This is a genomic window from Corynebacterium sp. HMSC074H12 (assembly GCF_001813755.1).
Taxonomy (GTDB): domain Bacteria; phylum Actinomycetota; class Actinomycetes; order Mycobacteriales; family Mycobacteriaceae; genus Corynebacterium; species Corynebacterium hiratae.
Genome location: NZ_KV813901.1, coordinates 171,029 through 193,443, shown reverse-complemented (window position 1 = coordinate 193,443; position 22,415 = coordinate 171,029). Strand labels below are relative to the sequence as shown.

General features: G+C 59.1%; 23 protein-coding genes. 15 read left to right on the top strand and 8 right to left on the bottom strand.

Annotated elements, in window-relative coordinates:
- Positions 1-214: 214 nt before the first annotated feature.
- The 7 genes from dapB (at position 215) to HMPREF2932_RS05445 (ending at position 10,044) form a co-directional block, all read left to right on the top strand.
- Positions 215-961, top strand: a complete 747-nt coding sequence (dapB, locus tag HMPREF2932_RS05475) for a 4-hydroxy-tetrahydrodipicolinate reductase (RefSeq protein ID WP_070513043.1) — start codon at positions 215-217, stop codon at positions 959-961.
- Positions 961-1,710, top strand: a complete 750-nt coding sequence (gene thyX / locus HMPREF2932_RS05470; RefSeq protein WP_070513046.1) for an FAD-dependent thymidylate synthase — start codon at positions 961-963, stop codon at positions 1,708-1,710. The genes dapB and thyX overlap by 1 nt, the downstream gene beginning before the upstream one ends.
- Positions 1,711-1,781: 71 nt before the next feature.
- Positions 1,782-2,690 (top strand): 4-hydroxy-tetrahydrodipicolinate synthase, encoded by a 909-nt coding sequence (dapA, locus tag HMPREF2932_RS05465; RefSeq protein ID WP_049157584.1) that lies wholly within the window; start codon positions 1,782-1,784, stop codon positions 2,688-2,690.
- 2 nt (positions 2,691-2,692) lie between these two features.
- Positions 2,693-4,756, top strand: a complete 2,064-nt coding sequence (locus tag HMPREF2932_RS05460) for a ribonuclease J (RefSeq protein WP_083295551.1) — start codon at positions 2,693-2,695, stop codon at positions 4,754-4,756.
- Between the two features lie 43 nt (positions 4,757-4,799).
- The gene (locus HMPREF2932_RS05455; RefSeq protein ID WP_070516843.1) at positions 4,800-5,438 is read left to right on the top strand and encodes a TIGR03085 family metal-binding protein; all 639 of its coding nucleotides are present in this window, start codon (positions 4,800-4,802) and stop codon (positions 5,436-5,438) included.
- A 77-nt stretch (positions 5,439-5,515) separates the two neighbouring features.
- The gene (locus HMPREF2932_RS05450) at positions 5,516-8,746 is read left to right on the top strand and encodes a DNA translocase FtsK 4TM domain-containing protein (protein ID WP_071407110.1); all 3,231 of its coding nucleotides are present in this window, start codon (positions 5,516-5,518) and stop codon (positions 8,744-8,746) included.
- Between the two features lie 179 nt (positions 8,747-8,925).
- Entirely contained in the window at positions 8,926-10,044 is a 1,119-nt protein-coding gene (locus HMPREF2932_RS05445; protein WP_070513055.1) for a TerC family protein, read from the top strand.
- 17 nt (positions 10,045-10,061) lie between these two features.
- Here HMPREF2932_RS05445 and HMPREF2932_RS05440 read toward each other — a convergent pair whose 3' ends face one another.
- Complete coding sequence (locus HMPREF2932_RS05440; protein ID WP_010190299.1) at positions 10,062-10,352, bottom strand: YciI family protein; 291 nt, start codon at positions 10,350-10,352, stop codon at positions 10,062-10,064.
- Positions 10,353-10,399: 47 nt separating this feature from the next.
- On the opposite strand from HMPREF2932_RS05440, the gene pgsA reads away from it, so the two are divergent.
- From pgsA to HMPREF2932_RS05420, 4 genes are all read left to right on the top strand, one after another.
- Entirely contained in the window at positions 10,400-10,990 is a 591-nt protein-coding gene (pgsA, locus tag HMPREF2932_RS05435) for a CDP-diacylglycerol--glycerol-3-phosphate 3-phosphatidyltransferase (RefSeq protein ID WP_198531099.1), read from the top strand.
- The gene (locus HMPREF2932_RS05430; RefSeq protein WP_049157575.1) at positions 10,987-11,472 is read left to right on the top strand and encodes a nicotinamide-nucleotide amidohydrolase family protein; all 486 of its coding nucleotides are present in this window, start codon (positions 10,987-10,989) and stop codon (positions 11,470-11,472) included. Before pgsA ends, HMPREF2932_RS05430 begins: the two co-directional genes overlap by 4 nt.
- Before the next feature lie 45 nt (positions 11,473-11,517).
- Positions 11,518-11,865 carry a helix-turn-helix domain-containing protein gene (locus tag HMPREF2932_RS05425; RefSeq protein WP_049157573.1) on the top strand — a complete coding sequence of 116 codons (348 nt, stop codon included), beginning with the start codon at positions 11,518-11,520 and terminating at the stop codon, positions 11,863-11,865.
- A gap of 106 nt (positions 11,866-11,971) precedes the next feature.
- Positions 11,972-12,808: a PspA/IM30 family protein gene (locus HMPREF2932_RS05420; protein WP_070516847.1), complete on the top strand. Its 837-nt coding sequence runs from the start codon at positions 11,972-11,974 to the stop codon at positions 12,806-12,808.
- A 3-nt stretch (positions 12,809-12,811) separates the two neighbouring features.
- Here HMPREF2932_RS05420 and HMPREF2932_RS05415 read toward each other — a convergent pair whose 3' ends face one another.
- Genes HMPREF2932_RS05415 through HMPREF2932_RS05405 form a run of 3 tightly spaced genes read right to left on the bottom strand, consistent with a single transcriptional unit; the run spans position 12,812 to position 14,701 of the window.
- Positions 12,812-13,426, bottom strand: a complete 615-nt coding sequence (locus HMPREF2932_RS05415) for an energy-coupling factor transporter transmembrane component T family protein (RefSeq protein WP_070516849.1) — start codon at positions 13,424-13,426, stop codon at positions 12,812-12,814.
- A gap of 4 nt (positions 13,427-13,430) precedes the next feature.
- Entirely contained in the window at positions 13,431-14,123 is a 693-nt protein-coding gene (locus HMPREF2932_RS05410) for an energy-coupling factor ABC transporter ATP-binding protein (protein ID WP_070516851.1), read from the bottom strand.
- A 5-nt stretch (positions 14,124-14,128) separates the two neighbouring features.
- A complete protein-coding gene (locus HMPREF2932_RS05405) occupies positions 14,129-14,701 on the bottom strand; it encodes a biotin transporter BioY (protein WP_070516853.1) in 573 nt (190 codons plus the stop codon).
- Between the two features lie 111 nt (positions 14,702-14,812).
- On the opposite strand from HMPREF2932_RS05405, the gene HMPREF2932_RS05400 reads away from it, so the two are divergent.
- From HMPREF2932_RS05400 to recX, 3 genes are all read left to right on the top strand, one after another.
- Entirely contained in the window at positions 14,813-15,322 is a 510-nt protein-coding gene (locus HMPREF2932_RS05400) for a hypothetical protein (protein WP_141756286.1), read from the top strand.
- 257 nt (positions 15,323-15,579) lie between these two features.
- Positions 15,580-16,713 (top strand): recombinase RecA, encoded by a 1,134-nt coding sequence (gene recA / locus HMPREF2932_RS05395; RefSeq protein WP_046649357.1) that lies wholly within the window; start codon positions 15,580-15,582, stop codon positions 16,711-16,713.
- A 9-nt stretch (positions 16,714-16,722) separates the two neighbouring features.
- Positions 16,723-17,316 (top strand): recombination regulator RecX, encoded by a 594-nt coding sequence (gene recX / locus HMPREF2932_RS05390; RefSeq protein ID WP_070516857.1) that lies wholly within the window; start codon positions 16,723-16,725, stop codon positions 17,314-17,316.
- A 6-nt stretch (positions 17,317-17,322) separates the two neighbouring features.
- Here the strand turns inward: recX and HMPREF2932_RS05385 are convergent, their stop codons facing one another.
- The 4 genes from HMPREF2932_RS05385 to gluA all read right to left on the bottom strand — a co-directional run bounded on the left by HMPREF2932_RS05385 (position 17,323) and on the right by gluA (position 20,704).
- Positions 17,323-18,261 carry an amino acid ABC transporter permease gene (locus HMPREF2932_RS05385; RefSeq protein ID WP_070547114.1) on the bottom strand — a complete coding sequence of 313 codons (939 nt, stop codon included), beginning with the start codon at positions 18,259-18,261 and terminating at the stop codon, positions 17,323-17,325.
- On the bottom strand, positions 18,261-18,947 hold the full coding sequence (gene gluC, locus HMPREF2932_RS05380; RefSeq protein ID WP_049157556.1) for a glutamate ABC transporter permease GluC: 687 nt from the start codon (positions 18,945-18,947) through the stop codon (positions 18,261-18,263). Before gluC ends, HMPREF2932_RS05385 begins: the two co-directional genes overlap by 1 nt.
- A 75-nt stretch (positions 18,948-19,022) precedes the next feature.
- Positions 19,023-19,907: a glutamate ABC transporter substrate-binding protein gene (locus HMPREF2932_RS05375; protein ID WP_070513069.1), complete on the bottom strand. Its 885-nt coding sequence runs from the start codon at positions 19,905-19,907 to the stop codon at positions 19,023-19,025.
- A 68-nt stretch (positions 19,908-19,975) separates the two neighbouring features.
- The gene (gluA, locus tag HMPREF2932_RS05370; protein WP_046649369.1) at positions 19,976-20,704 is read right to left on the bottom strand and encodes a glutamate ABC transporter ATP-binding protein GluA; all 729 of its coding nucleotides are present in this window, start codon (positions 20,702-20,704) and stop codon (positions 19,976-19,978) included.
- Between the two features lie 138 nt (positions 20,705-20,842).
- Between gluA and miaB the strand changes: the two genes are divergently transcribed.
- Positions 20,843-22,405: a tRNA (N6-isopentenyl adenosine(37)-C2)-methylthiotransferase MiaB gene (miaB, locus tag HMPREF2932_RS05365; protein ID WP_083295550.1), complete on the top strand. Its 1,563-nt coding sequence runs from the start codon at positions 20,843-20,845 to the stop codon at positions 22,403-22,405.
- Positions 22,406-22,415 lie beyond the last annotated feature (10 nt).

The window sequence follows — 22,415 nt, the reverse complement described above, 5'->3', positions numbered from 1 at the left end:
ATTCCCGTCAAGTCGTTACTATAAACGGGGGTAGCCACCATGGGTTAGCCAGGACATTCGATGCTGAATGATTTGAGTGGCGTCGCCTGTGTCCGCAACGAAAGGAAGAAAATGCGTATCAAAGGCGGCCTTTTGAGCCCTGTCTGAAACCACGCCGGTGTCAGGGATAGACTGGGCACAGTTAACCGCACGAACACGTATGAAGGGATTGTCAATGACTATCAAGGTAGGCGTCTTGGGGGCTAAAGGGCGCGTGGGCCAAGCAATCGTGGAAGGCGTTAATGCGGCAGAGGATTTGGAGCTAGTTGCTTCCATCGACCGCGAGACCCCGTTGGAGAAGCTGGTTGAATCGGGTGCCGAGGTCGCCGTCGACTTCACCCAGCCGGCATCGGTCATGGACAATCTAGAGTTTTGCATCGCACATGGCATCCACGCTGTTGTGGGTACCACGGGGTTCGATGCAGGACGCCTAGCCAAGGTGGAGGAGTGGACTAAGAAAGAGGGCGCCGGCAACGTTCTCATTGCCCCGAACTTCGCTATTTCAGCTGTACTGACCATGGTGTTTGCCGCGCAGGCGGCGAAGTTCTTCGACAGTGCCGAGGTAGTTGAATACCATCACCCGAACAAGCTCGATGCGCCGTCCGGTACCGCGGTTCACACTGCGCAGGGTATTGCGAAGGCTCGCCAGGAGGCAGGCTTGGACGCTATGCCGGACAAGACCGAGCAGTCTCTCGATGGAGCGCGCGGCGCAGACGTCGATGGTGTTCACGTCCACGCAGTCCGTATGCAGGGAATGGTGGCTCATGAAGAAGTTATCTTCGGCACTCAAGGCCAGTCCTTGACCATCCGTCAGGATTCCTATGACCGCTCTTCCTTTACCCCCGGTGTTCTGCTGGGTGTACGAGAAATCGCATCCCACCCAGGCTTGACCGTGGGACTTGAGAAGTACTTGGGGCTGTAATGGCAAAGGTCTCTGAGCTTGATGTCCAGCTCATTGCGGCAACCGCATTCCATGCGCCGCGAGGAGTGGACTGGGAGGTTGATGAGGGGGCGTCGGAAAGCGAGGCTCTAGTCGAATTTGCCGGACGCGCCTGTTATGAGTCCTTCGACAAGCCGAATCCCCGTACCGCCTCAAATCAGGCCTATCTGCACCACATTCTGGAGGTAGGCCACGATGCATTGCTGGAGCATGCTACGGCGACGCTCTATATACGGGGACTATCGCGGTCGGCGTCGCATGAGCTGGTTCGCCACCGTCATTTCTCCTTCTCGCAGCTCTCGCAACGTTTCGTGCATTCCGAGGAGGCGGAGGTAGTCCTGCCCAAATTCATTGCGGAAGATGAACAGCTAACGCGGTTGACCCTCCAGGCGGCCGACGAAGCGAGGTTTGTCTACGAGGAGCTCCTCGACGCTCTCGAGTCCAAGTTGGAAGAGGAGCCAAATGCATTGCTGCGCAAGAAACAGGCTCGACAAGCAGCGCGTGCGGTATTACCTAATCTCACGGAATCCCGCATCGTCGTGACGGGAAACTATCGCGCGTGGCGTCACTTTATTGGCGCGCGGGCGACTGAACAAGCCGATACAGAGATGCGCCAGCTCGCCGTCACGTGCTTGAAGCTGTTGCGGGAGCAATCGCCGGTGCTTTTCGACGACTTCCATATCACCACCCTGGCTGACGGCACCGAAATGGCTTCGAGCCCGTACGCTTAAAGGCTTTGCAGGAGACTCGCGCACGACCCCGATGCGGCCAATAGGGGCGAAAGCAGGTAATCTTGACGCCTATGAGCACAGGTATGACAGCACAGGCAGGCGTCGACACCTTCGGACGCGTAGGCGTAGCTATGGTCACTCCATTTGACCAGGACGGCGCCTTGGACGTGTCCGCTGGTCGTCGCCTAGCAGCTCATTTGGTTGATAACGGCGTTGATTCGCTCATTTTGTCTGGGACCACGGGCGAATCACCGACGACGTCGTTGGATGAGAAACTGGAGCTGTTCGCAGCTGTAAAGGAAGAGGTAGGCGGCCGCGCTAAGTTGTGCGCTGGTGCGGGAACTAATAACACCGCCACCAGTATTGAGGCCGCGCGCGCTTTCGCTGATGCGGGAGCAGACAGCCTTCTGGTCGTGACCCCGTATTACTCCAAGCCTTCCCAGGCTGGTGTGTACGCGCACTTTACTGCTGTGGCTGACGCCGTGGACCTCCCCATTTGTCTGTACGACATCCCTGGCCGCTCGGGCATTCCGATTGAGACGGAGACCCTTCTTCGCCTCGCGGAGGTGCCGAACATCAAGGCTGTTAAGGACGCCAAGGGCGACCTTGTAGCAGCCGCACCGCTTATCCAGGAAACCGGTTTGGCATGGTACTCCGGAGATGACGGACTGAACTTGCCGTGGCTGGCCCTCGGTGCTTCGGGCGTTATTTCCGTGATTGGTCACCTCGCTCCGCGCGCCCTGGCTGATCTCTACGTGGCCTTCGATGAAGGCGATATTGCACGTGCACGAGAGATTAACGCGAAAACTTTGTCCCCGCTCGTCGAGGCGCAAGGCCGCCTCGGAGGAGCAACTCTTGTTAAGGCTGCCCTGCGTCTGCAGGGTATTGAAGTTGGAGAACCTCGTCTCCCAGTTACCGCGGCTGACGCGGAGGAGATCGAGGCTCTCCGCCACGATTTGGAAAAGGCTGGAGTCCTTTAAGAATGACTGAATCCCGTAATCGCTCCCGCAAGGTAACCCGTAAGGCGGGTCCGCCTTCGGAGACTGAGACCGCCTCGAATGAGGCGGCTTCGCCGGTTTTTCAAGCGCCGAACGAATCGGCTGCATCCGGCAATAATTCGAACGAGTCTAATAACTCGAATTCTGAGGACGGCAACCGCCGTTCTCGCTCCCGTGGTTCCCGTGGCGGCCGTGGTCGCGGTCGCGGCGGCAACAACAACCACAACAACGGTGGCCGCAACAACAATCGCAACCGTAATAACAACCGTGGCCGCCGCAACGTTCCCAAGTCCATGCAGGGCGCGGATCTGACGAAGCGTCTGCCGGAGCCGCCGAAGCAGCAGAAGGATTCGCTGCGTATTTATGCCCTGGGCGGTATTTCTGAGATCGGTCGTAACATGACCGTCTTCGAGTACCAGGACGAGATGCTCATCATCGACTGTGGCGTGCTCTTCCCGTCCTCCGGTGAGCCTGGCGTTGACCTGATCCTGCCGGACTTTGGCCCGATCGAGAAGAAGATTCACAAGGTCAAGGCTCTCGTTGTAACCCACGCTCACGAGGACCACATTGGTGCTATCCCGTGGCTGCTGAAGCTGCGCCCGGATATTCCAATCGTGGCATCGCGCTTTACCATCGCGCTGATTGCGGCGAAGTGTAAGGAGCACCGCCAGAAGCCGAAGTTCGTTGAGGTCAACGAGAAGTCGGATGTGAACTACGGTTCGTTCCGCTGCCGTTTTTGGGCAGTTAACCACTCCGTTCCGGATGCACTGGGCATCATGCTGGGCACCCCGGCTGGCAATATCATCCACACCGGTGACATCAAGCTGGACCAGACCCCGCTGGATAACCGTCCGACCGACCTTCCGGCGCTATCTCGCTACGGTGATGAGGGCGTCGACCTGATGCTCTGCGAATCCACCAACGCGAACATCCCGGGCGTTTCCGCATCCGAGGGAGATATCCCGGCTACCTTCCGCCGCCTGGTGTCCAATGCTAAGCAGCGCGTCATCATCGCAACCTTCGCGTCCAACGTGTACCGTGTACAGGCAGCTATCGACGCCGCCGTTTATGCTGGCCGCAAGGTTGCCTTCAACGGCCGCTCGATGATGCGCAACATGGAAATCGCCGAGAAGATGGGCTTCCTGAAGGTTCCGCGCGGAACCATCATCTCGATCGACGAGGCTGCCAAGATGGCACCGCACAAGGTCTTGCTCATCACCACCGGTACCCAGGGCGAGCCAATGGCTGCGTTGTCACGCATGGCACGCCGTGAGCACCGTCAGATCACCGTCCGCGACGGCGACCTCATCATCTTCTCCTCGTCCCTGATTCCGGGCAACGAAGAGGCCGTTTACGGTGTCATGAACATGCTCTCCCAGATTGGTGCTGAAGTTATCACCAACAAGGAAGCCAAGGTTCACGCCTCCGGCCACGGCTACGGCGGCGAGCTGCTCTTCCTGTACAACGCTGCGCGTCCGAAGAACGTTATGCCGGTCCACGGCGAGTGGCGTCACCTGCGTGCAAACAAGGAACTGGCAGTCTCCACTGGCGTTGACCGCGACCGCGTGGTTCTGGCACAGAACGGCGTTGTCGTTGATCTGCGCAACGGCCGTGCAGAGGTTGTTGGCCAGATTACCGTGGGTAACCTCTACGTCGATGGCGTCTCCATGGGTGACGTCGACGCAGATACCCTGGCAGACCGCACCAACCTCGGCTCTGGCGGCGTCGTTTCCATCACCTGTGTGATTGATAACCGCACGTCCCGGCTGCTTGAGCATCCGGCTGTATCCACCACTGGTTTCTCTGACGATGACCGCGGCATCGTGCCGGAGGTTGCCAAGTTGGTTGAGTCCACGATGAACGATCTCGCCGCTGAGGGCGAGAACGATACCTACCGCATGGTGCAGAAGCTGCGCCGCAAGGTATCCAAGCTCATGGATTCCAAGTACAAGCGCGAGCCGGTCATTCTGCCGACCATCGTGCCGACGAACTCGGATGTCCTGATGCCTGACGACGATGAAGTTCACGCCTCCCGTGAATCGCTCTAACGTCTAGGTAGACAGTGCCCCAGCGTTCCTGCTTCTGGTAGGTATGCTGGGGCGCATGTCGTTTTCCTCAGCAGAACGCGCCAAGATGGTGGCGTTATTCCGTGAACTTGGTCCCGATGCTCCAACGTTGTGCGAAGGGTGGACGGCCCGCGACCTCGTGTCGCACCTCTGGATCCGCGAAAACCGGCCCGACGTCGTCATCAGTTCTTTTGTTCCAGCGCTGACTTCCCATGCGGACAGCATCATGGAGGAAGTCCGTGCGCGAGATTTTGAGGAACTGGTGGATGACTGGGGTAGGGGATTGGGAAAGCTCAACCCTCTGCGCTACGTGGATTCAGTGCTCAACACCGCAGAGCATTTTGTGCACCACGAAGACCTACGCCGGGCCAATGCGCACAGCGAACCGCGTGATTTCTCGCTAGCGGTGCAGAAGGAGTTGCTCGCACCGCTAAAGTTTCTCGGGTTAAGGCTGTTGGCGCACTCTCGCCTCCCGGTAGTGCTGGAGCCGGCTGGGTTTGCGCCACTCGTCGCGGCGGATAAACATCGTGTGGCAGCGAAGGGGGACAACGTGGTGCGGGTCCGTGGGGCAGTTTCCGAGTTGCTCCTATGGGCGTTCGGCCGCGAGGCGGCTCGCGTTGAGATTGACGGGGATTCATCCGCCGTCGTTAGGTCAAGTCTGTAGGCTGAACTGTCTAAAATCTTCAGTGCACGCGTGTGGCGCATGTTGTTAATGGTGTGTTTGCTACTAAAGTGGCAGGCATGTCTGTCAAGAACGCTCCGTCTCGCGCCTCCGGCCGAGGTCGCACCGCCAATCGGTCGCGGCCGTCCGGCCGCACAAGCTATTCGCTGACCTCCGCAACCCGCGCTGCCGAGACCTCCGAAGAGAGGACCGGCAGCGCCTTTCGCGCCGTTGGCCGAGGACTGGGAACCGTTTTTGGCGCTACCGCCCGAGGCGTGGGAAGCATGGCGCGAGGGGTCGGGCACGGCCTTGCCGGTCTCAAGCCGGTAGATGCGGGGAGTCGAGATGACGACCTCTATGACTCCGCCTACGATGCTGCTCATGACGAGGGTGCCTACGATGATTACGACGAGTTGAGGGAGCCAGGGGAAATTTCTGGACGCGCGAAGAACAAGAAAAAGAGCAACAAGGCCGATAGCGCTGTTCCGGCAAAGAGCAAGGTAACGCGAGCACGCGACGTCGACAGTGAGATGCCGACGACGGTCATGGGGCGTCCAGCTCACACTGAGAAGAGCATCCGCGTCTCCAATCCAGATGCGGTGGCTCTTGTGCTTATCGGCGTGGCCATCATCCTTGCTTGCGCGACGTGGTTCCAGGTGGCCGGCATTATCGGTGAGTACCTCACCAACGCTGTGCGCTATGTGATTGGCGCGGGCGCCTATGTTCTTCCCGTTGCGCTGGTCGCCGTCGCCATTGCGCTCATGATGGATCTGTCCGGTCCGGCGGGCCATTTCAAGCCACGAGTGGTGGGCGGCACGGCCCTCATCGTCGTGTGCATGCTGAGCCTCATTCACATCTTTGCCGGTCTTCCGAAGCTGACCTGGAATAACAACGCCGCCGGGGAGGCAGGCGGTGCCATCGGCTTTGGAGTCGGCGAGCTGCTGGTGGCGGCCTTTTCTAGTTATGTCGCGGTGCCTTTGCTTTTCTTGCTCATTGTGTATGGGGCACTCAATATCACGGGCATCACCCTGCGTGAAGCATATGATTTTGTGGCCGCGCAATGTGCGGCGCTCGTCGGCGGCCTGCGTGACAGGAAGAATCGTTCAGATCAGGAGCTGCTTGACGACGCCCCCGCGGACGACTACGACTACGTCAGCGATGACATCGACGCCATCGCCGAGGGGCGTGAGCGTCCTGTGCGCCCGGCATACACTTCGCGACCGCGCCCGAAGCAGACACCGAAGCCGATGCCAAAGCAGATTCTGGATGACAATGCCACCGTCTCTTTCGACTCGGCAGCTCAGCCAGTAAGCCAGGAGCCCGTACAGCACGGCCGCCCGAGCTTTGATAGCCGCGCGGATGATACCGACGAGTTCCCCGTCGTACCGGATCCTGAGCCAGCCCCGCAGCCAACTCCGCAACCGGAGCAGAAAGTCGAACCAAAGCCAGAGCCCAAGCCAACACCGATGAAGCGTCCCCGCGTGGACGTCGGCGGTGCCGCCGGTGCAGCACTGGGAGCGGCGGCTGCCGAGGCGTCGGCAAGCGCAGCGTCGGCTGGCTCAGCGGGAGAGGACGTGGTCTCCGCCGCTCATTCCGAGGCAGTGCGCATGTTCCAGGAACGATCCGGACGTGATGCGCGAACGGGTGCCAAGATTGAGGATGAAGCCCAGAGCGTAGCCGAAGAAGCACCCGCAGCCCCGAGTGGTGCGGAAGACACTGCCCTGGGCGGCGGCTACGATGTGCCGACGACGGACCTGCTCACCGCCGGCAAACCTGCGAAGGCACGCACGGAGGCTAACGATCGCATCATCGAGGCCATCACCGAGGTCTTTGAAGAATTCAAGGTTGATGCCCAGGTCACCGGTTTTAGCCGTGGTCCGACAGTGACGCGCTACGAGATCGAGCTGGGCCCAGGCGTTAAGGTTTCGAAGATTACAAACCTCCAGTCCAACCTGGCTTATGCTGTGGCGACGGATAATCTGCGCCTGCTGACCCCGATTCCGGGCAAGTCCGCCGTCGGTATCGAGGTGCCCAATGCGGACCGCGAGATGGTGCGCCTGCGCGATGTGCTTGATTCCCCGGCGCTGCGCGCCGACCATGACCCGATGCTGATTGGCTTGGGCAAGGATATCGAAGGCGAGTACACCTCCTTCTCCGTAAAGAAGATGCCTCACCTGCTCGTGGCTGGTGCAACCGGTTCTGGTAAGTCGGCGTTCGTGAACTCCATGCTGGTCTCGCTGTTGACCCGCGCAACGCCGGAAGACGTTCGCCTCATCCTCGTGGACCCGAAGATGGTGGAGCTCACACCGTACGAAGGTATTCCGCACCTCATCACCCCGATCATTACGCAGCCAAAGAAGGCAGCGGCGGCCCTGCAGTGGCTGGTGGAGGAGATGGAGCAGCGTTACATGGACATGCAGGCTGCCCGCGTGCGCAAGATTGAGGACTTCAACCGTAAGGTCCGCAGTGGCGAATACCAGGCTCCTGCCGGTTCCCAGCGGGAGATGCGCCCGTACCCGTACATCGTGTGTGTCGTGGACGAGCTCGCAGACCTCATGATGACGGCACCGAAGGAGATCGAGGACTCCATCGTCCGCATTACCCAGAAGGCCCGTGCGGCGGGTATCCACCTCGTGCTCGCAACACAGCGCCCGTCCGTGGACGTGGTCACCGGTTTGATCAAGACCAACGTGCCGTCCCGCTTGGCGTTCGCGACGTCTTCGCTTACGGACTCCCGAGTCATCCTGGATCAGGGTGGTGCCGAGAAACTCATCGGCATGGGCGATGGCCTTTTCATCCCGCAGGGCGGCCGCCCAGTGCGTATGCAGGGTGCGTTCGTCTCAGACGAGGAGGTGCAGGCGGTTGTCGACGCCGCGAAGGCACAGGGCTCACCGAACTACACCGAAGGTGTGACGGACGATAAGGCGTCGGAGGCCAAGAAGGAGATCGACGAGGAGATCGGCAAGGATATGGATGACCTCTTGGAGGCCGTCGACCTCGTGGTCACCTCCCAGCTGGGCTCGACGTCGATGCTCCAGCGCAAGCTGCGCATCGGTTTTGCCAAGGCCGGTCGACTCATGGACCTCATGGAATCGCGCGGCGTGGTGGGCCCGTCCGAGGGCTCCAAGGCCCGTGAGGTGCTGGTTAAGCCGGAGGAGCTCGACACCATCATCTGGATGATCAAGGGCGCTGACCCAGCCGAGGCCCCGAAGGAGGTTCAGGACGCTGAAGGTGCCGGCGGGACGGACGACGCTGCAGCCGATACCCGCACCGTAGAAATCTCCGCTAACCCCTCCACAGGTGCGTTCTAAGTTCCGTGTAGGATAGGACGAGTCTTGGAGGGGAGTACCCCAATCCACGGCGTCGATCGTCAACACGGCAACTGCGGTACAGTTCCCGGTCGCGCCGGCTAGCGGGACTTCGCATAGAGCCCGTTAGCGGGGGAGACCTCCGGTCTTTATTGTCTCGTCGACCGGAGGGATAACTCATTATGCATGTGCCACTATGGGTCTGGGCCATCACCATCGCGGTGATCCTAGGCTTCTTCATCTTCGACTTCTACAGTCATGTTCGTTCACCACATGAGCCGACCATTAAGGAATCCGGCGGCTGGACCCTGTTTTACATGGCGATGGCCGTTGTCTTTGGCGGAGTTGTGTGGGTGCTGTGGGACAGCGAACACGCGGCACAGTTCTACACCGGTTGGGTGACGGAACAGGCTTTGAGCGTGGATAACCTATTCGTGTTCTCGCTCATCATGGGCTCCTTCAAGATTCCCCGCAGGTATCAGCAGAAGGTATTGCTCATCGGTATCGTCCTAGCGCTGGTTTTCCGCCTTGTCTTCATCTTGATGGGCGCGGCCATTATTGCGGCATGGTCGGATGTCTTCTACCTGTTTGCCATCTTCCTTATTTACACCGCAGTCAAGCTGCTCATCGATGAGATCAACGGGACGCCCGAGACCGACCCCAACGACATGCTGGTAGTCAAGTGGCTGCGCAAAGTGATCCATGTGACCCCGCGCTACCACGGTGACAAGCTCACCCACCGTGAGGAATCCGGTGAGAAGAAGGGCAAATTCGCCCTGACGCCGCTTTTCGTTGCTTTGGCGGCTATCGGGCTGATCGACGTCATGTTTGCCTTCGACTCCATCCCAGCTATCTACGGCATTACCTCGGAGCCTTTCCTCGTCTTCACCACCAATGCCTTCGCTCTCATGGGGCTGCGCCAAATGTTCTTCCTCATTGATGGCCTGTTGGACCGCCTGGTCTACCTGCCTTATGGCCTGGGTATCATCTTGCTGTTCATCGGTGTCAAGTTGCTCTTCCACGCTTTGCATGAGAACAACGTGCCCTTCATCAACGGCGGCGAGAATGTCAGTGCGGTACCGGAAATTACGACCATGGTGTCGCTGCTGGTCATCGTTGGCGTCCTCTTCGTGACGGTGTTGTTGTCGGTGTGGAAGGACAAACGCGACCAAGCCCAGGGTGGTGTGGTGATTTCCCACAACCACTACGACTGGGACGATTATGGCAACAAGATCGTTCGCAACAAGGAGGGCGAGCTCGTCGGCAAGGCGGACGAACTTCCCAAGTCCGAGCTGCCTTAAACTCGGGCCGCGGGGATTTAGAAGGAATTAATAACGGGATTCCACTCGCGGAAAGCGCGCCCAGTAACAGCGCCTTCGGTGTAGAAGGGATCCTGGTCCATGAGGGCGATGACATCGGCCACCTTTACGGACTCATCCTCAAATTGCAGGACGATGAGCGCCCCGCCCTTGGAATCGGTGTAGGGGCCAGAGCCACAGATCTGGCCCTTGTCGTGGAGTGCGCCGATGAATTCGCGGTGCTTCGGGCGAACCTCAGCAATAACCGGGTTAGATGGATTGTATTCATAGGAAACTGCGAAATACTTCATACCGACCATGGTAGTGCTCGCTCGAGTGGCAGGGAGGCCACGGTAGGATGAAGAGCGTGAATGATTCTCAGGCTGCGCGCAACCAATCTCGAACCACGGATGTAAACCCCGAGGTCTCCAATTGGAACCTGCCCAACATCCTGACTAGTTTGCGCATCCTCTTTATCCCCCTGTTTGCCTGGCTGGTGCTCGCCGGCCATGAATGGTGGGCTTTCCTCTGCTTCGCGCTCTTGATGCTCACGGATAAGTTGGATGGCGATATTGCACGCGCGCGGGGACTCATCACTAACTTTGGCAAGATTGCGGACCCGATCGCGGATAAAGCCCTGATGACCGCGGCCCTCGTGTGCCTCAATATCACCGGGGCTTTGCCGGTGTGGATCACCGTGCTGATTCTGTTTCGCGAATTCGGCATTACGATTTGGCGCTTCTTCTTGCTGCGTCAAGGGAAGGTGGTGCCGGCTTCCCAAGGCGGAAAGCTCAAGACAGCGTTGCAGACTGTGGCGGTGGCGTTGTATCTTTGTCCGCTGCCAGGGTGGATGGACCTTCCGAGCCTCCTCGTTATGTTGGCCGCCGCCTTCGTTACCGTCCTGACCGGCATCCAGTACCTCATTGATGGCCATAGGGAGAACCAATGAGCATCGAGGCGCAACTAGTATCCACGCTCAGCGAACGCGGTGAAACTGTGGCGTTCTGTGAGTCCCTTACTGCTGGTCTAGCCGCTGCGACTGTGGCGTGCATCCCGGGAGCCTCGGCGGTGCTGCGGGGTGGGCTGGTGACGTATGCGACAGAGGTCAAGGCTCATTTTCTCAACACCACCGTGGAAGAACTTGAGGAGCAAGGCGTGGTGTCTGCTGCGACTGCTGCGCAGATGGCTGAGGCGGCGGTCGTTGAAACGCGTGCAGATTGGGGGGTAGGGCTGACTGGTGTAGCCGGGCCGGACCTCCAGGAAGGCAAACCCGCGGGCACGGTGTACGTGGGGTTATGCGGGAGGGGTGGCGGGGGCGTCGCCAAGCGCGGCGTCCTTTATGAGCTTCCTGCTGAGGGGCGCAACGCGATTCGTTTCGCTGCCATTGAGGCGGCATTGAGTCTTCTCCTATCAACTCTTGAAGAAAATTAGTTGATTGTGGGAACAAGTACGACTGCTGAGCCGTTGTACGGGGTGATGAACACTTCAGTTGCACTACTCGATAAACCCACCCAGTCCCCGGCGCGGTCGACGCGGACTCCTGAACCGCTGCTGCGTGAGGCCCTCGGATTAACGCTTCGCGCCTTCCGCGCGGATAAAGGCGTGACCCTCCGCGAACTCGCCGGTGTGGCGCGTGTTTCCCCGGGATATCTTTCGGAGCTGGAGCGTGGCCGCAAGGAGGTTTCCTCCGAGCTGCTGGCCTCTGTCTGCCATGCACTCGATGTCAGCGTCTCCGATGTCCTCATTGAGGCGGCCGGCTACATGGCGTTGCCGTCGATGGATGAGGAGCTCGCATCCACCGCACCCGCTGCATCGGAACTATAGAACCGCAACGGAATACTGTCTGCTTCGCTACTATTAGGCAGGCAGGAAATATTCTTGTTACACACCTTATTGACACAACGAACTGCTGAGAAAGGCACCTCCTGTTATGGCGAACCCATTCGTAAAAGCCTGGAAGTACTTGATGGCTCTCTTTGATTCCAAGATCGAGGAGAACGCCGACCCGAAGGTTCAGATTGAGCAGGCAATCGAGGAGGCGCAGCGCCAGCACCAGGAGCTGTCACAGCAGGCCGCTGCGGTCATTGGTAATCAGCGCCAGCTGGAGATGCAGCTGAACCGTCGTTTGAGTGAGATTGAAAAGCTGCAGCAGAATACCCGTAACGCCCTGAGCCTTGCGGACAAGGCCCGTGCCGAAGGCGATGCACAGAAGGCGACCGAGTACGAAAACGCGGCTGAAGCCTTCGCTGCCCAGCTGGTTACCGCTGAGCAGTCTGTTGAGGACACTAAGAAGCTCCACGATCAGGCTCTACAGCAGGCGGAGCAGGCCAAGAAGGCCGTTGAACGCAACGGCATGGCGCTTCGTGAGAAGGTCAACGAGCGCTCCAAGCTGCTGTCGCAGCTCGAGCAGGCCAAGATGCAGGAGAAGGTCTCCGAGTCCCTCAACTCGATGAACGAGCTCTCCGCAAACGGTAACTCGCCTTCCCTGGATGCTGTGCGTGACAAGATTGAGCGCCGCTACTCCAAGGCCCTGGGCCAGGCAGAGCTCGCCGAGAACTCAGTGTCTAACCGCATGCAGGAGATCGAGCAGGCTGGCGTGCAACTGGCTGGCCACTCCCGTCTCGAGCAGATCCGCGCGGAGATGAATAACCCGAAGGCAGTGGAGGGAAACTCCCAGCAGGCAATCGGTTCGGCAGAGGCTAAGGGTCAGCCGAACGTGCAGGAGGATGCCGTCCAGGCTCGCCTACGCGAGTTGCGCGGAGAATAAGGTTTAGTCGCCGACGCCGCGGGCTTGAAGCGCCTCACCCATCGCGCGTGCTCGGCGGATTGAGCGAATGATAACCGGGGTGCCAAAAGCGGTCAGTGATGCCGTGGCACCCCGGGCTTTTCGTGCATCAAGCACCTCGACCACGGTCCCCAGCATGAGGGGGAGCAAACGAATTGTCAGGGACATCGCCAGCGTGATGTTCTCAACCGGAACCCCGAGGCGCCCCAGTGGCGCGAGGGCCCGATCGAGGGAGTCCATCATCTCCGACACCTTCGTTGTCAGCGTCAGCAGCACCGCCGCGCTGATGGCTGCGTAGATGGTGAGAAACATGATCGCGGCCGACAGCAAATCCTTCTGCCACCACTGAAAAGCTGCGAGCGCAACGAGGAGGTAGAGCGGAGGAACAAGCTGTCCGAGTGCGACGCGAAACGGGATGCGGGCGACGGGAAAGAGCACTAGTGGGAGGAAGAGGCTGGCCGACGCCCAAGGAAGCGTGTGCACGGCGAGCGAGGTCACGAGGATGAAGCCGATGAGCACGAGGAATTTCACCGCGGCCGGTATGCGATGAATGATGGTATCGGCGTCGACGTAGTAGCCGAGGGGGATGTTTTTAGGCATGACTCTAGAGCGGGCGGGATTTCATGAGTTCGGTGTAGAAGGAAATGACCTTGTCGGGAGATCCGTCGGCTACGACGTGGTGGTTATCGATGCACAGAACGCGATCGAAATCAGAGACAAAGTCAAGGTCATGGGTAACCACGATGAGTTGCTGTTCGAGCTGCGCAAATTCGCGGCGAATGCGATCGCGGTTGCGCAGATCTAGCAAGGTCGTGGGTTCGTCAGCGATGATGACGGTGGGTTCCATGACAAGCACTGCCGCCAACGCGAGGAGCTGCTTCTGCCCGCCGGAGAGAGTGTGCGGGGACTGCTCAGCTAGCGGCGTCAGGCCGAAGCGCTCGAGAACGGCGTCGACGCGTGCGGTGCGCTCCTCACGAGACAGCTTGAGCCGGCGAAGGGAGAATTCCACGTCATCGCGCACGTGCGGCATGACGATCTGGTTCTCCGCATCAGAAAACACGAAGCCCACCTGGCGGCGAATCTCCTTGCCGTGCTTGGCGACGTCCACGTTATCCACCAAGACCTCACCACGTGAAGGTTCACCAAGACCGTTGATGAGCCGGACGAGAGTGGATTTCCCGCCACCATTGGCACCGATGATGCCGATGCGCTGTTCGTTTAATGAGAGAGAAATATCCTTGAGCACCGGTGTTTCGTCGAAGGTGACGGAAACGTTGCGGAAGTCAATCTGCGGCACTGGTGCTACTTTGCCTTGGTGCGGCGACCCATCAGGTCGGGGAATGCTGCGTGGACACCGACGGCGATGACAACCATCACGGCGACCTTAATGAGATCGGGGATGACGAACGGGCCCTGAGCCACGGCGGCCGCCCCGAAGGACATGTCAGAGCGGACCATCAGGCCAACAATGCCGCACAAGTACTGCACGGCCAGGCCGACGACGCCGGCGATGGCGAGGACTACCGTCATGCCTCCTTTGCTTCTCGGCGCGCGGTAGGCGATGAGGCCGGCGATGGCGGGTGAGACGACGTAGCCGACAAGGTAGCCCACGGTGGGGCCGGCAATGGCGCTCAGGGCACTGCGGCCGCCGGCAAGGATGGGAAGGCCGACGAGGCCGAGAGCTATGAAGAGTAGACCGACGAAAAAGCCACGGCGGCCACCAAGGACGAGGCCAGCCAGGATGATGACGGCGTTTTGAAGAACGATGGGCACGCCCACGGTAGGCGTAGGGATAGAGACGAACGCAAAGACTATGATGAGCGCGGTGAAGACCGCGACGTACGCGATATCAGTCGCGACGGAATTCTTTTTCATGGGCCAAAGTTTATCTAGTAGCTTAATGATGCAGCAAATAGGCACTTTTGAACAGTGTTCAAGCACGGCTTTTAGGCCTTGAAACTACCCCGAACGGGGTAATCTAGAGGCATGGCAAATAGAAAGAAGATGGAGCATGTCTTAGGGCTTGCTCGTGTCAGTGTGGTAGCGCTTCTTTCCGGTATCGCGCTGGGGAGCGTGGCTGGATGTTCGTTGATAGGTTCCGCGAATGTCATCGAAAATATCGAAGAAGCGGCCGGGGTGGAGGAAGGGGAGTCTGGCAGCGTCGACATGCGCGTCGGCGACATCTTCGATTCCGAATATCACCGCGTGATCTTTATCTGTCCTGGGGCTGTCGAGGAGGATGTCATAAACGCTAGTGGGGGAACCTGGCAGGGCGGTACCGACGAGGATGATGAATGGGTGCCGCCAAGCTCGGGGAGTGTTGAGATTTATCGGGATGCGCAGGGGCGTGGAGCGTCGAAGTATGTGAGCAGCAGGGCCTCTCTTGATGAGCTGGATGTCTGTAGCGCGCTGGGCGGGGTAGTTGCCGTACTGCCTGCCGATGAGCAGGTGTCTTTCGTCCGTACAGAGCAGGGCGGTCCGTGGAAACTTCACTAGGCGGCGAGGCGTTGGATTAGGTCTCAGACACGCGCGTTGCTCGAATGGGCAATCGAACACTTGTGTGTGTATTGTGGGTTGTGGTCTGGTGGAAACGTTAGGGTACTTTCGTGGCATGTGATGGAACCGGGACGATGCCGGAAACACAATGCGACGGGCCTGGGAACCGAAGTTGCTTCATGGCAGTCTAACTAGGTGCCCCCATTTAATGACATACAGCACTGCACACTAACTGACGCACGATAGTGAGGAAATAAATGGCTACGAAGAAGAAGTCCTCGGCGGCTAGCAAGGGCGATGATCGTCAGAAAGCCCTCGATGCCGCAATGGCGATGATTGAGAAGGATTTTGGCAAAGGAGCCGTCATGCGTCTTGGTGACGATGACCGCCCGCCAATCCAGGCCATTTCCTCCGGGAATACGGCCATCGACATTGCGCTGGGCGTCGGTGGCTTCCCGCGCGGTCGCATCGTAGAGATTTATGGACCTGAATCCTCGGGTAAAACCACCGTTGCTCTGCACGCCATCGCATCGGCGCAGAAGAACGGCGGCATCGCGGCGTTTATCGATGCGGAGCACGCGCTCGATCCTGAGTACGCGCGTCTGCTTGGCGTGGACACGGATAACCTCTTGGTTTCCCAGCCGGATACCGGTGAGCAGGCTCTGGAAATCGCAGATATGCTCGTGCGCTCTGGCGCCATCGACATCATCGTGATTGACTCCGTAGCCGCCTTGACGCCCAAGGCGGAAATTGAGGGTGAGATGGGAGATAGCCACGTTGGCCTCCAAGCCCGTCTCATGTCCCAAGCGCTGCGCAAGATGACGGGTGCTCTGTACAACTCCGGGACTACCGCCATCTTCATCAACCAGCTGCGTGAAAAGATCGGCGTGATGTTTGGCTCACCGGAAACGACCACGGGTGGTAAGGCGCTGAAGTTCTATGCCTCTGTGCGCTGCGATATCCGCCGAATCCAAACCTTGAAGGACGGCCAGGATGCCATCGGTAACCGCACCAAGCTCAAGGTGGTGAAGAACAAGGTGTCCCCGCCGTTCAAGATCGCTGAGTTCGACATCATGTACGGAGAAGGCATTTCGCGCGAGTCTTCCATCATTGACTTGGGTGTCGAACACGGGTTCATTAAGAAATCTGGCTCGTGGTTTACCTACGAAGGCGATCAGCTGGGGCAGGGCAAGGAAAAGGCCCGCAACTTCCTCAAGGACAACCCCGATCTAGCGGATGAGATTGAGAAGAAGATCTTCGTCAAGCTCGGCGTGGGTGCTGCCGCAGCCGAAGCTGGTGAGGACGTCGCCATGGATGTGCCGGGTGCAGACGATCCGCTGACGGATGAGGCTGTGGATCTGGTACCGAACGTTGATTTCGACGACGACTAAACAGGCGCAATGGCACAACCTTCACCAGAGAAGCTAGAGAAGCTACGTCAAGCTCTCGAAGCCTACGAGGCGGGCGACGCCGGTGGGCAGCTTGTTGATGCGAATGCTGAAGCAGCGAAGGCGCCCGTGCGCTCCCGAGCATTAGGCTTGCTAGATCAACGTGCACGTTCCCGCAAGGAACTGCGTGACCGGCTTGTCGCGGCGGACTTTGAGCCCGATGTGGTCGAGGACGTGGTCGATGACCTTGCAGGGGTGGGGCTCGTTGATGATGAAACCTTCGCCAAGGAGTGGGTGCGCCAGCGTCACGCGCGGCGCGGTAAGTCGGCCCGTGCCCTCAATGTGGAACTCAAGGAGAAGGGCGTTGAGGCCGCCGATCGCGCAGCGGCCCTAGAGCAGATTACCGAGGAATCTGAGGAGGCCGTAGCGCGCCGCGTAGCGGAGAAAAAGGCGCGAACCTTGAAGAGTGTTCCCGCCGACCGCCATGAGAGGGACAAGTTCCTGCGTCGCATTGTAGGAACACTCGCGCGGCGCGGCTATCGCCAGGAGCTGGTGATGCGTATTTCCATCGAAGTGCTGGATGCGCGCATCGCCGAGCTCTCCTAGCTGTTTCTATTCGTCCGGGTTGCGGATTTCTGTATAGCTTTCTGAGTGCCAATCAACGTTGACCTGGTCTTTGGTGTCCAAGCCTTGGTCTGGTTGCTCCGGAACTTTAGCGATGATGTTCCGGCGCGCACGGCCCGCTCGAAGCTGACGTTCGATGCGTTCGGCCAGGAGGCCCAGCCCCCAGTTGATGAGGATCATGATGATCGCAACGACGATGAGCGAGGCCAGGTAATTCTTGTTGTAGGACGCCGATTGGATACCGGAGCGCACCACCTCGACATAGCCAATCTGGTAGCCCAACGCAGAGTCCTTGAGCGCAATAACCATCTGGGCGATGAGGGCCGGAAGCATTGCGGCTACTGCTTGCGGGAGCAGGATGGTACGCATTGTTTGCCCATGCGACAGCCCCAGCGCGCGGGCGGCTTCAGTTTGCCCCTTGGGCAGCGACTTGATTCCGGAGCGCAGAATCTCTGCGACGACAGAGCCGTTGTAGAGGGTCAACGCGAAGACCACGGCGCTAAACGCCAGCTGTTTCGACGGAACTACGTTATAGATGGCGAAAAGCTGGTAGGCAAAAATCATGAGCAGCAGGACGGGGATGGCGCGGAAGAATTCCACGACCACACCACACACGCCACGTACGATGACGTTCTCGCTCAATCGGCCGAGGCCGAAGACGACGCCGAACACGATGGCCAAGATGATGGATGCTACGGCGGAAAGGATCGTTCCGCGCAGGCCAGGGAGCAGGTACGTGGTCCACGTTTGGCTGTTAAGAAAAGGGGTCCATAACGCGGAGTCGAGTTGCCCGCGCTCACCCAATGTAGACAGCACCCAATACAGTGCAGCTAGCGAGAGAACGACGGTGATGACGGTATAGATGAGATTGCGCCGCTTGCCCTTGGGGCCGGGGGCGTCGTAAAGCACGGTTGCGCGTACAGCCATTATTTCTTCACCGCCACAGTTTCGGAGAGTTTGCCTAGGCCTAAGCCCATGGGCAAGGTCAGGATGATGAAGCCCAGCGCGAAGATAAAGAAGATGACAAAGAGCTGGCTCGCATGCATCTCAATGGTGGATTTCATCAGTAGGGAAGCTTCTGCCACTCCGATTGCGGAGGCGATCGTGGTGTTCTTGGTCAACGCGATGAGCGTATTTCCCAGGGGGACGATTGCCGCACGTACCGCCTGAGGGAAGACGATCGTGCTAAAGGTCTGTGAGAAGCTCAAACCCAGCGATCGTGCGGCCTCGGCTTGACCGAAGTCCACGGTGTTGATTCCCGAGCGCAAGGATTCCGCAACGAATGCCGAGGTGTACAAGATGAACCCGACGATGGCGAGGCGGAAGTTGTTATCCACTAGGAAGGTCGCAGAGTCTCGGCTAGCAAGCGTGAGCCCTAGGTTCTGGTACAGGCCAAACGAGCAGAACAGAATAATGAGAGTCAAGGGAGTATTGCGCACCGTCGTGATGTACGTCGTGGCAATCCACCGCAGGATTCTTACTGGGGAGACACGCATGGCAGTGAGGATGGTGCCGAGGATCATTGCGCCGATGGCAGACCAGAACGTCAGCTGGATGGTGAGCCAAAAGGCTGGCCATAGTTCGGGGCCTAGTGCGGCCCACATGGATTCCATAGAAATCTCCTACTAACAGGCCTGCGCCGAGGCTGAATGTCCTCGGCGCAGGCTAGGTGGGGGCTAATCGAGCGTTTAGGAGTTGAGGAAGGAGAGGTCACCGACGGTGGCCTCGTCGATGCCCTCGCCCTTGTCCAAGTTCTTGGCTACGAGGTTGTCGAACTCGCCGGAGGAATGAAGCTCTTCCAGGGCCTTGTTGACAGCGTCTGTCGCCTCTTGATCATCCTTCTTCAGACCCGCGCCGTAGTACTCATCGGTGAAGGGCTTGCCGTCCTTCTCCAACTCGACGACCTGGAACTTGCCAGGATTCTGAGCGGCGTAGCCGTTAAGAATCGTCGCGTCGGTAGTCATGGCGTCGACGTTGCCCTGGCTCAGTGCCTCCACACAGGAGGAGTAGGTGTCGTACTCCTGCAGCTGCACGCTGGGCAGAGCTTCCTTCACCTTCTGTGCCGGGGTGGAGCCGGTGACAGAGCACAGGATCTTGCCGTCGAGGCCCTCGAGCCCGCTGATCTCCTTGTTATCAGCCTGGGTAAGAAGCGCTTGGTGGGTGATGAGGTACGGACCAGCGAAATTGACCTTTTCCGCGCGGGAAGCGTTGATGGAGTACGTTGCGGTGATGAGGTCAACCTCGCCGTTTTCGATCAGAGTTTCGCGCTGCGCGGACGGAGTCTCGCGCCACTCGATCTCCGGCTCCTCCCACCCCTTATCCTTGGCAATGTGGTTGACCACGTAGGTGGCAATGTCAACGTCGAGGCCGGTCATAGAACCATCGCCCTCGCGCAGGCCCAGACCCGGTTGGTCGAACTTGGTGCCTAGGGTGACAGAGCCAGACTCGATAGCGCCGAGAAGACCCTCGCCTCCGCTGGCGGAGTCAGAGGAATCACCACACGCAACGAGCAGAGCGCTGGATGCGGCGATGGCGGCGGCGGTGGCAGTAATGCGGTTGAAAGTGCGGGACATGAGATTCTCCTTGATGAGGTGAGTGGAAAATGAATGAAGGTAGAGAAAAGAGGTGAACTGGTAACCGTTTAGTGCTGCAGGATCTTGCCCAAGAAGTCCTTTGCTCGTTCTGATTGTGGGTTGGTGAAGAAGGATTCCGGGTCGGTGTCCTCGACGATGGCCCCGTCGGCCATGAACAGGATGCGGTCGGCCGCGCGCCTGGCGAAGCCCATCTCGTGGGTCACCACGACCATGGTCATGCCTTCTTTGGCCAAATCCGTCATGACGTCAAGCACCTCGTTGACCATCTCAGGGTCGAGAGCTGAGGTAGGTTCATCGAAGAGCATGACTTTCGGGCGCATAGCCAAGGCACGGGCAATGGCGACACGTTGTTGCTGGCCGCCGGAGAGCTGTGCAGGGTATTTTTCTGATTGATTAGCAATTCCAACGCGGTCAAGCAGTTGCATCGCACGCTCTTCGGCCTCGGACTTCTTCATCCTGCGGACTTTGATAGGCCCCAGAGTGACGTTGTCCTTGATGGTCTTGTGTGGAAAGAGATTGAATTGCTGGAACACCATGCCCACGTCCGCACGCAGCTTGGCTAGCTCGCGTCCCTCTTCAGGAAGGGGAGTGCCGTCGATCGCGATGGAACCCTCGTCGATGGTTTCAAGCCGGTTGATGGTGCGGCACAGGGTGGACTTGCCGGAGCCGGACGGACCGAGAACAACGACGACATCGCCGCGGCCAATCTCCAAGTTGATATCGCGGAGCGCGTGATAGTCACCGAAGTACTTATTGACTCCGTCCATCTTGATCATCGGGCCGGAATGGTCGGTCACATCACACCTCCTTAGATAGAGTGAGCTGAATCATATGTAGAACAATAGGCGTGTGGATAGTGGAGGCGGGGAGGTTTGTGTAACAAATCCATAACTCTTATATGCGGTCGGGGCATTATGAGTAGTGGGGTCGTCCAGTTAGAATGTCCCCACGTGAGCTCCCCCGTAACTAATAACCAGCCCCGCACCTATGAGGTGCGGACCTTTGGCTGCCAGATGAACGTTCATGATTCCGAGCGCATTTCCGGCCTGCTCGAGGAGGCCGGCTACTCGGCGGCGCCGGATGGCGCCGAGCCTGACCTCATCGTATTTAACACCTGCGCCGTGCGCGAGAACGCCGACAAGCGCCTGTACGGCACCCTGGGTGCGCTGAAGAAGACGAAAGAAAACCATCCCGGCATGCAGATCGCGGTTGGCGGCTGCTTGGCGCAGAAGGATAAGGACACCGTCTTGGACCACGCGCCGTGGGTGGATGCGGTTTTCGGCACCCATAACATGGCGGCGCTGCCGGCACTGCTTGAGCGTGCACGTCACAACAATGAAGCGCAGGTGGAAATCGTCGATGCCCTCGAGGCTTTCCCCTCCGTACTGCCGGCAAAGCGCGAATCCGCCTATGCCGGGTGGGTCTCGGTCTCCGTGGGCTGTAATAACACCTGTACTTTCTGCATCGTCCCTTCGCTGCGTGGCAAAGAGGAAGACCGCCGCCCCGGCGATATCCTCGCAGAAGTTCAGGCCTTGGTAGATCAAGGCGTGTCCGAAGTGACCCTATTGGGGCAGAACGTCAACGCCTATGGCGTCAACTTCGCGGACCCAGACCTGCCGCGTGATCGCTTCGCCTTTTCCAAGTTGCTGCGCGAGGTAGGCAAGATTGAGGGCCTCGAGCGCTTGCGTTTTACCTCGCCGCACCCGGCCGAGTTCACCTCCGACGTTATTGATGCCATGGCGGAGACATCGGCTGTGTGCCCGCAGCTGCATATGCCGCTGCAGTCTGGGTCTGACAAGGTCCTCAAGGACATGCGCCGTTCCTATCGCACGAAAAAGTTCCTGGGGATTCTCGACGAGGTCCGTGAGAAGATGCCACACGCGGCAATTACCACCGACATCATCGTGGGCTTCCCAGGCGAGACCGAGGAGGATTTCGAAGCCACGATGGACGTGGTTCGCCGCGCACGTTTCGCCTCCGCTTTCACTTTCCAGTACTCGCCGCGCCCCGGCACCCCGGCCGCAGAAATGGATAACCAAATCCCCAAGAAAGTTGTGCAGGAGCGCTTCGAGCGCCTCGTCGCCTTGCAGGATTCCATTCAGGCAGAAGAAAACGCCAAGCTTGTCGGCACTGATGTAGAGCTGTTGGTGCAGGCGGAAGGCGGCCGCAAGGCCGCCGAGACCCACCGCCTCACCGGACGCGCGCGTGATGGTCGCCTTGTTCACTTTGCACCAGTCGATGCCGCGGGCAAGGACATCTCTGCGGAGATTCGCCCCGGTGATGTTGTGCACGCTACCGTGACGGATGCAGGCTCCTTTTTCCTGGTGGCTGATTCCGGCGTGAGCGAGCACCGTCGCACGAAGGCCGGCGATATGTCGGCGGCGGGGCAGACGCCCACGACGGCACCGATTGGGGTGGGTCTGGGTCTGCCGGGCGTCGGCAAGCCCAGTGCTCCTGCCGATTCCTGCGGCTGCTAAAAGGGGGTAG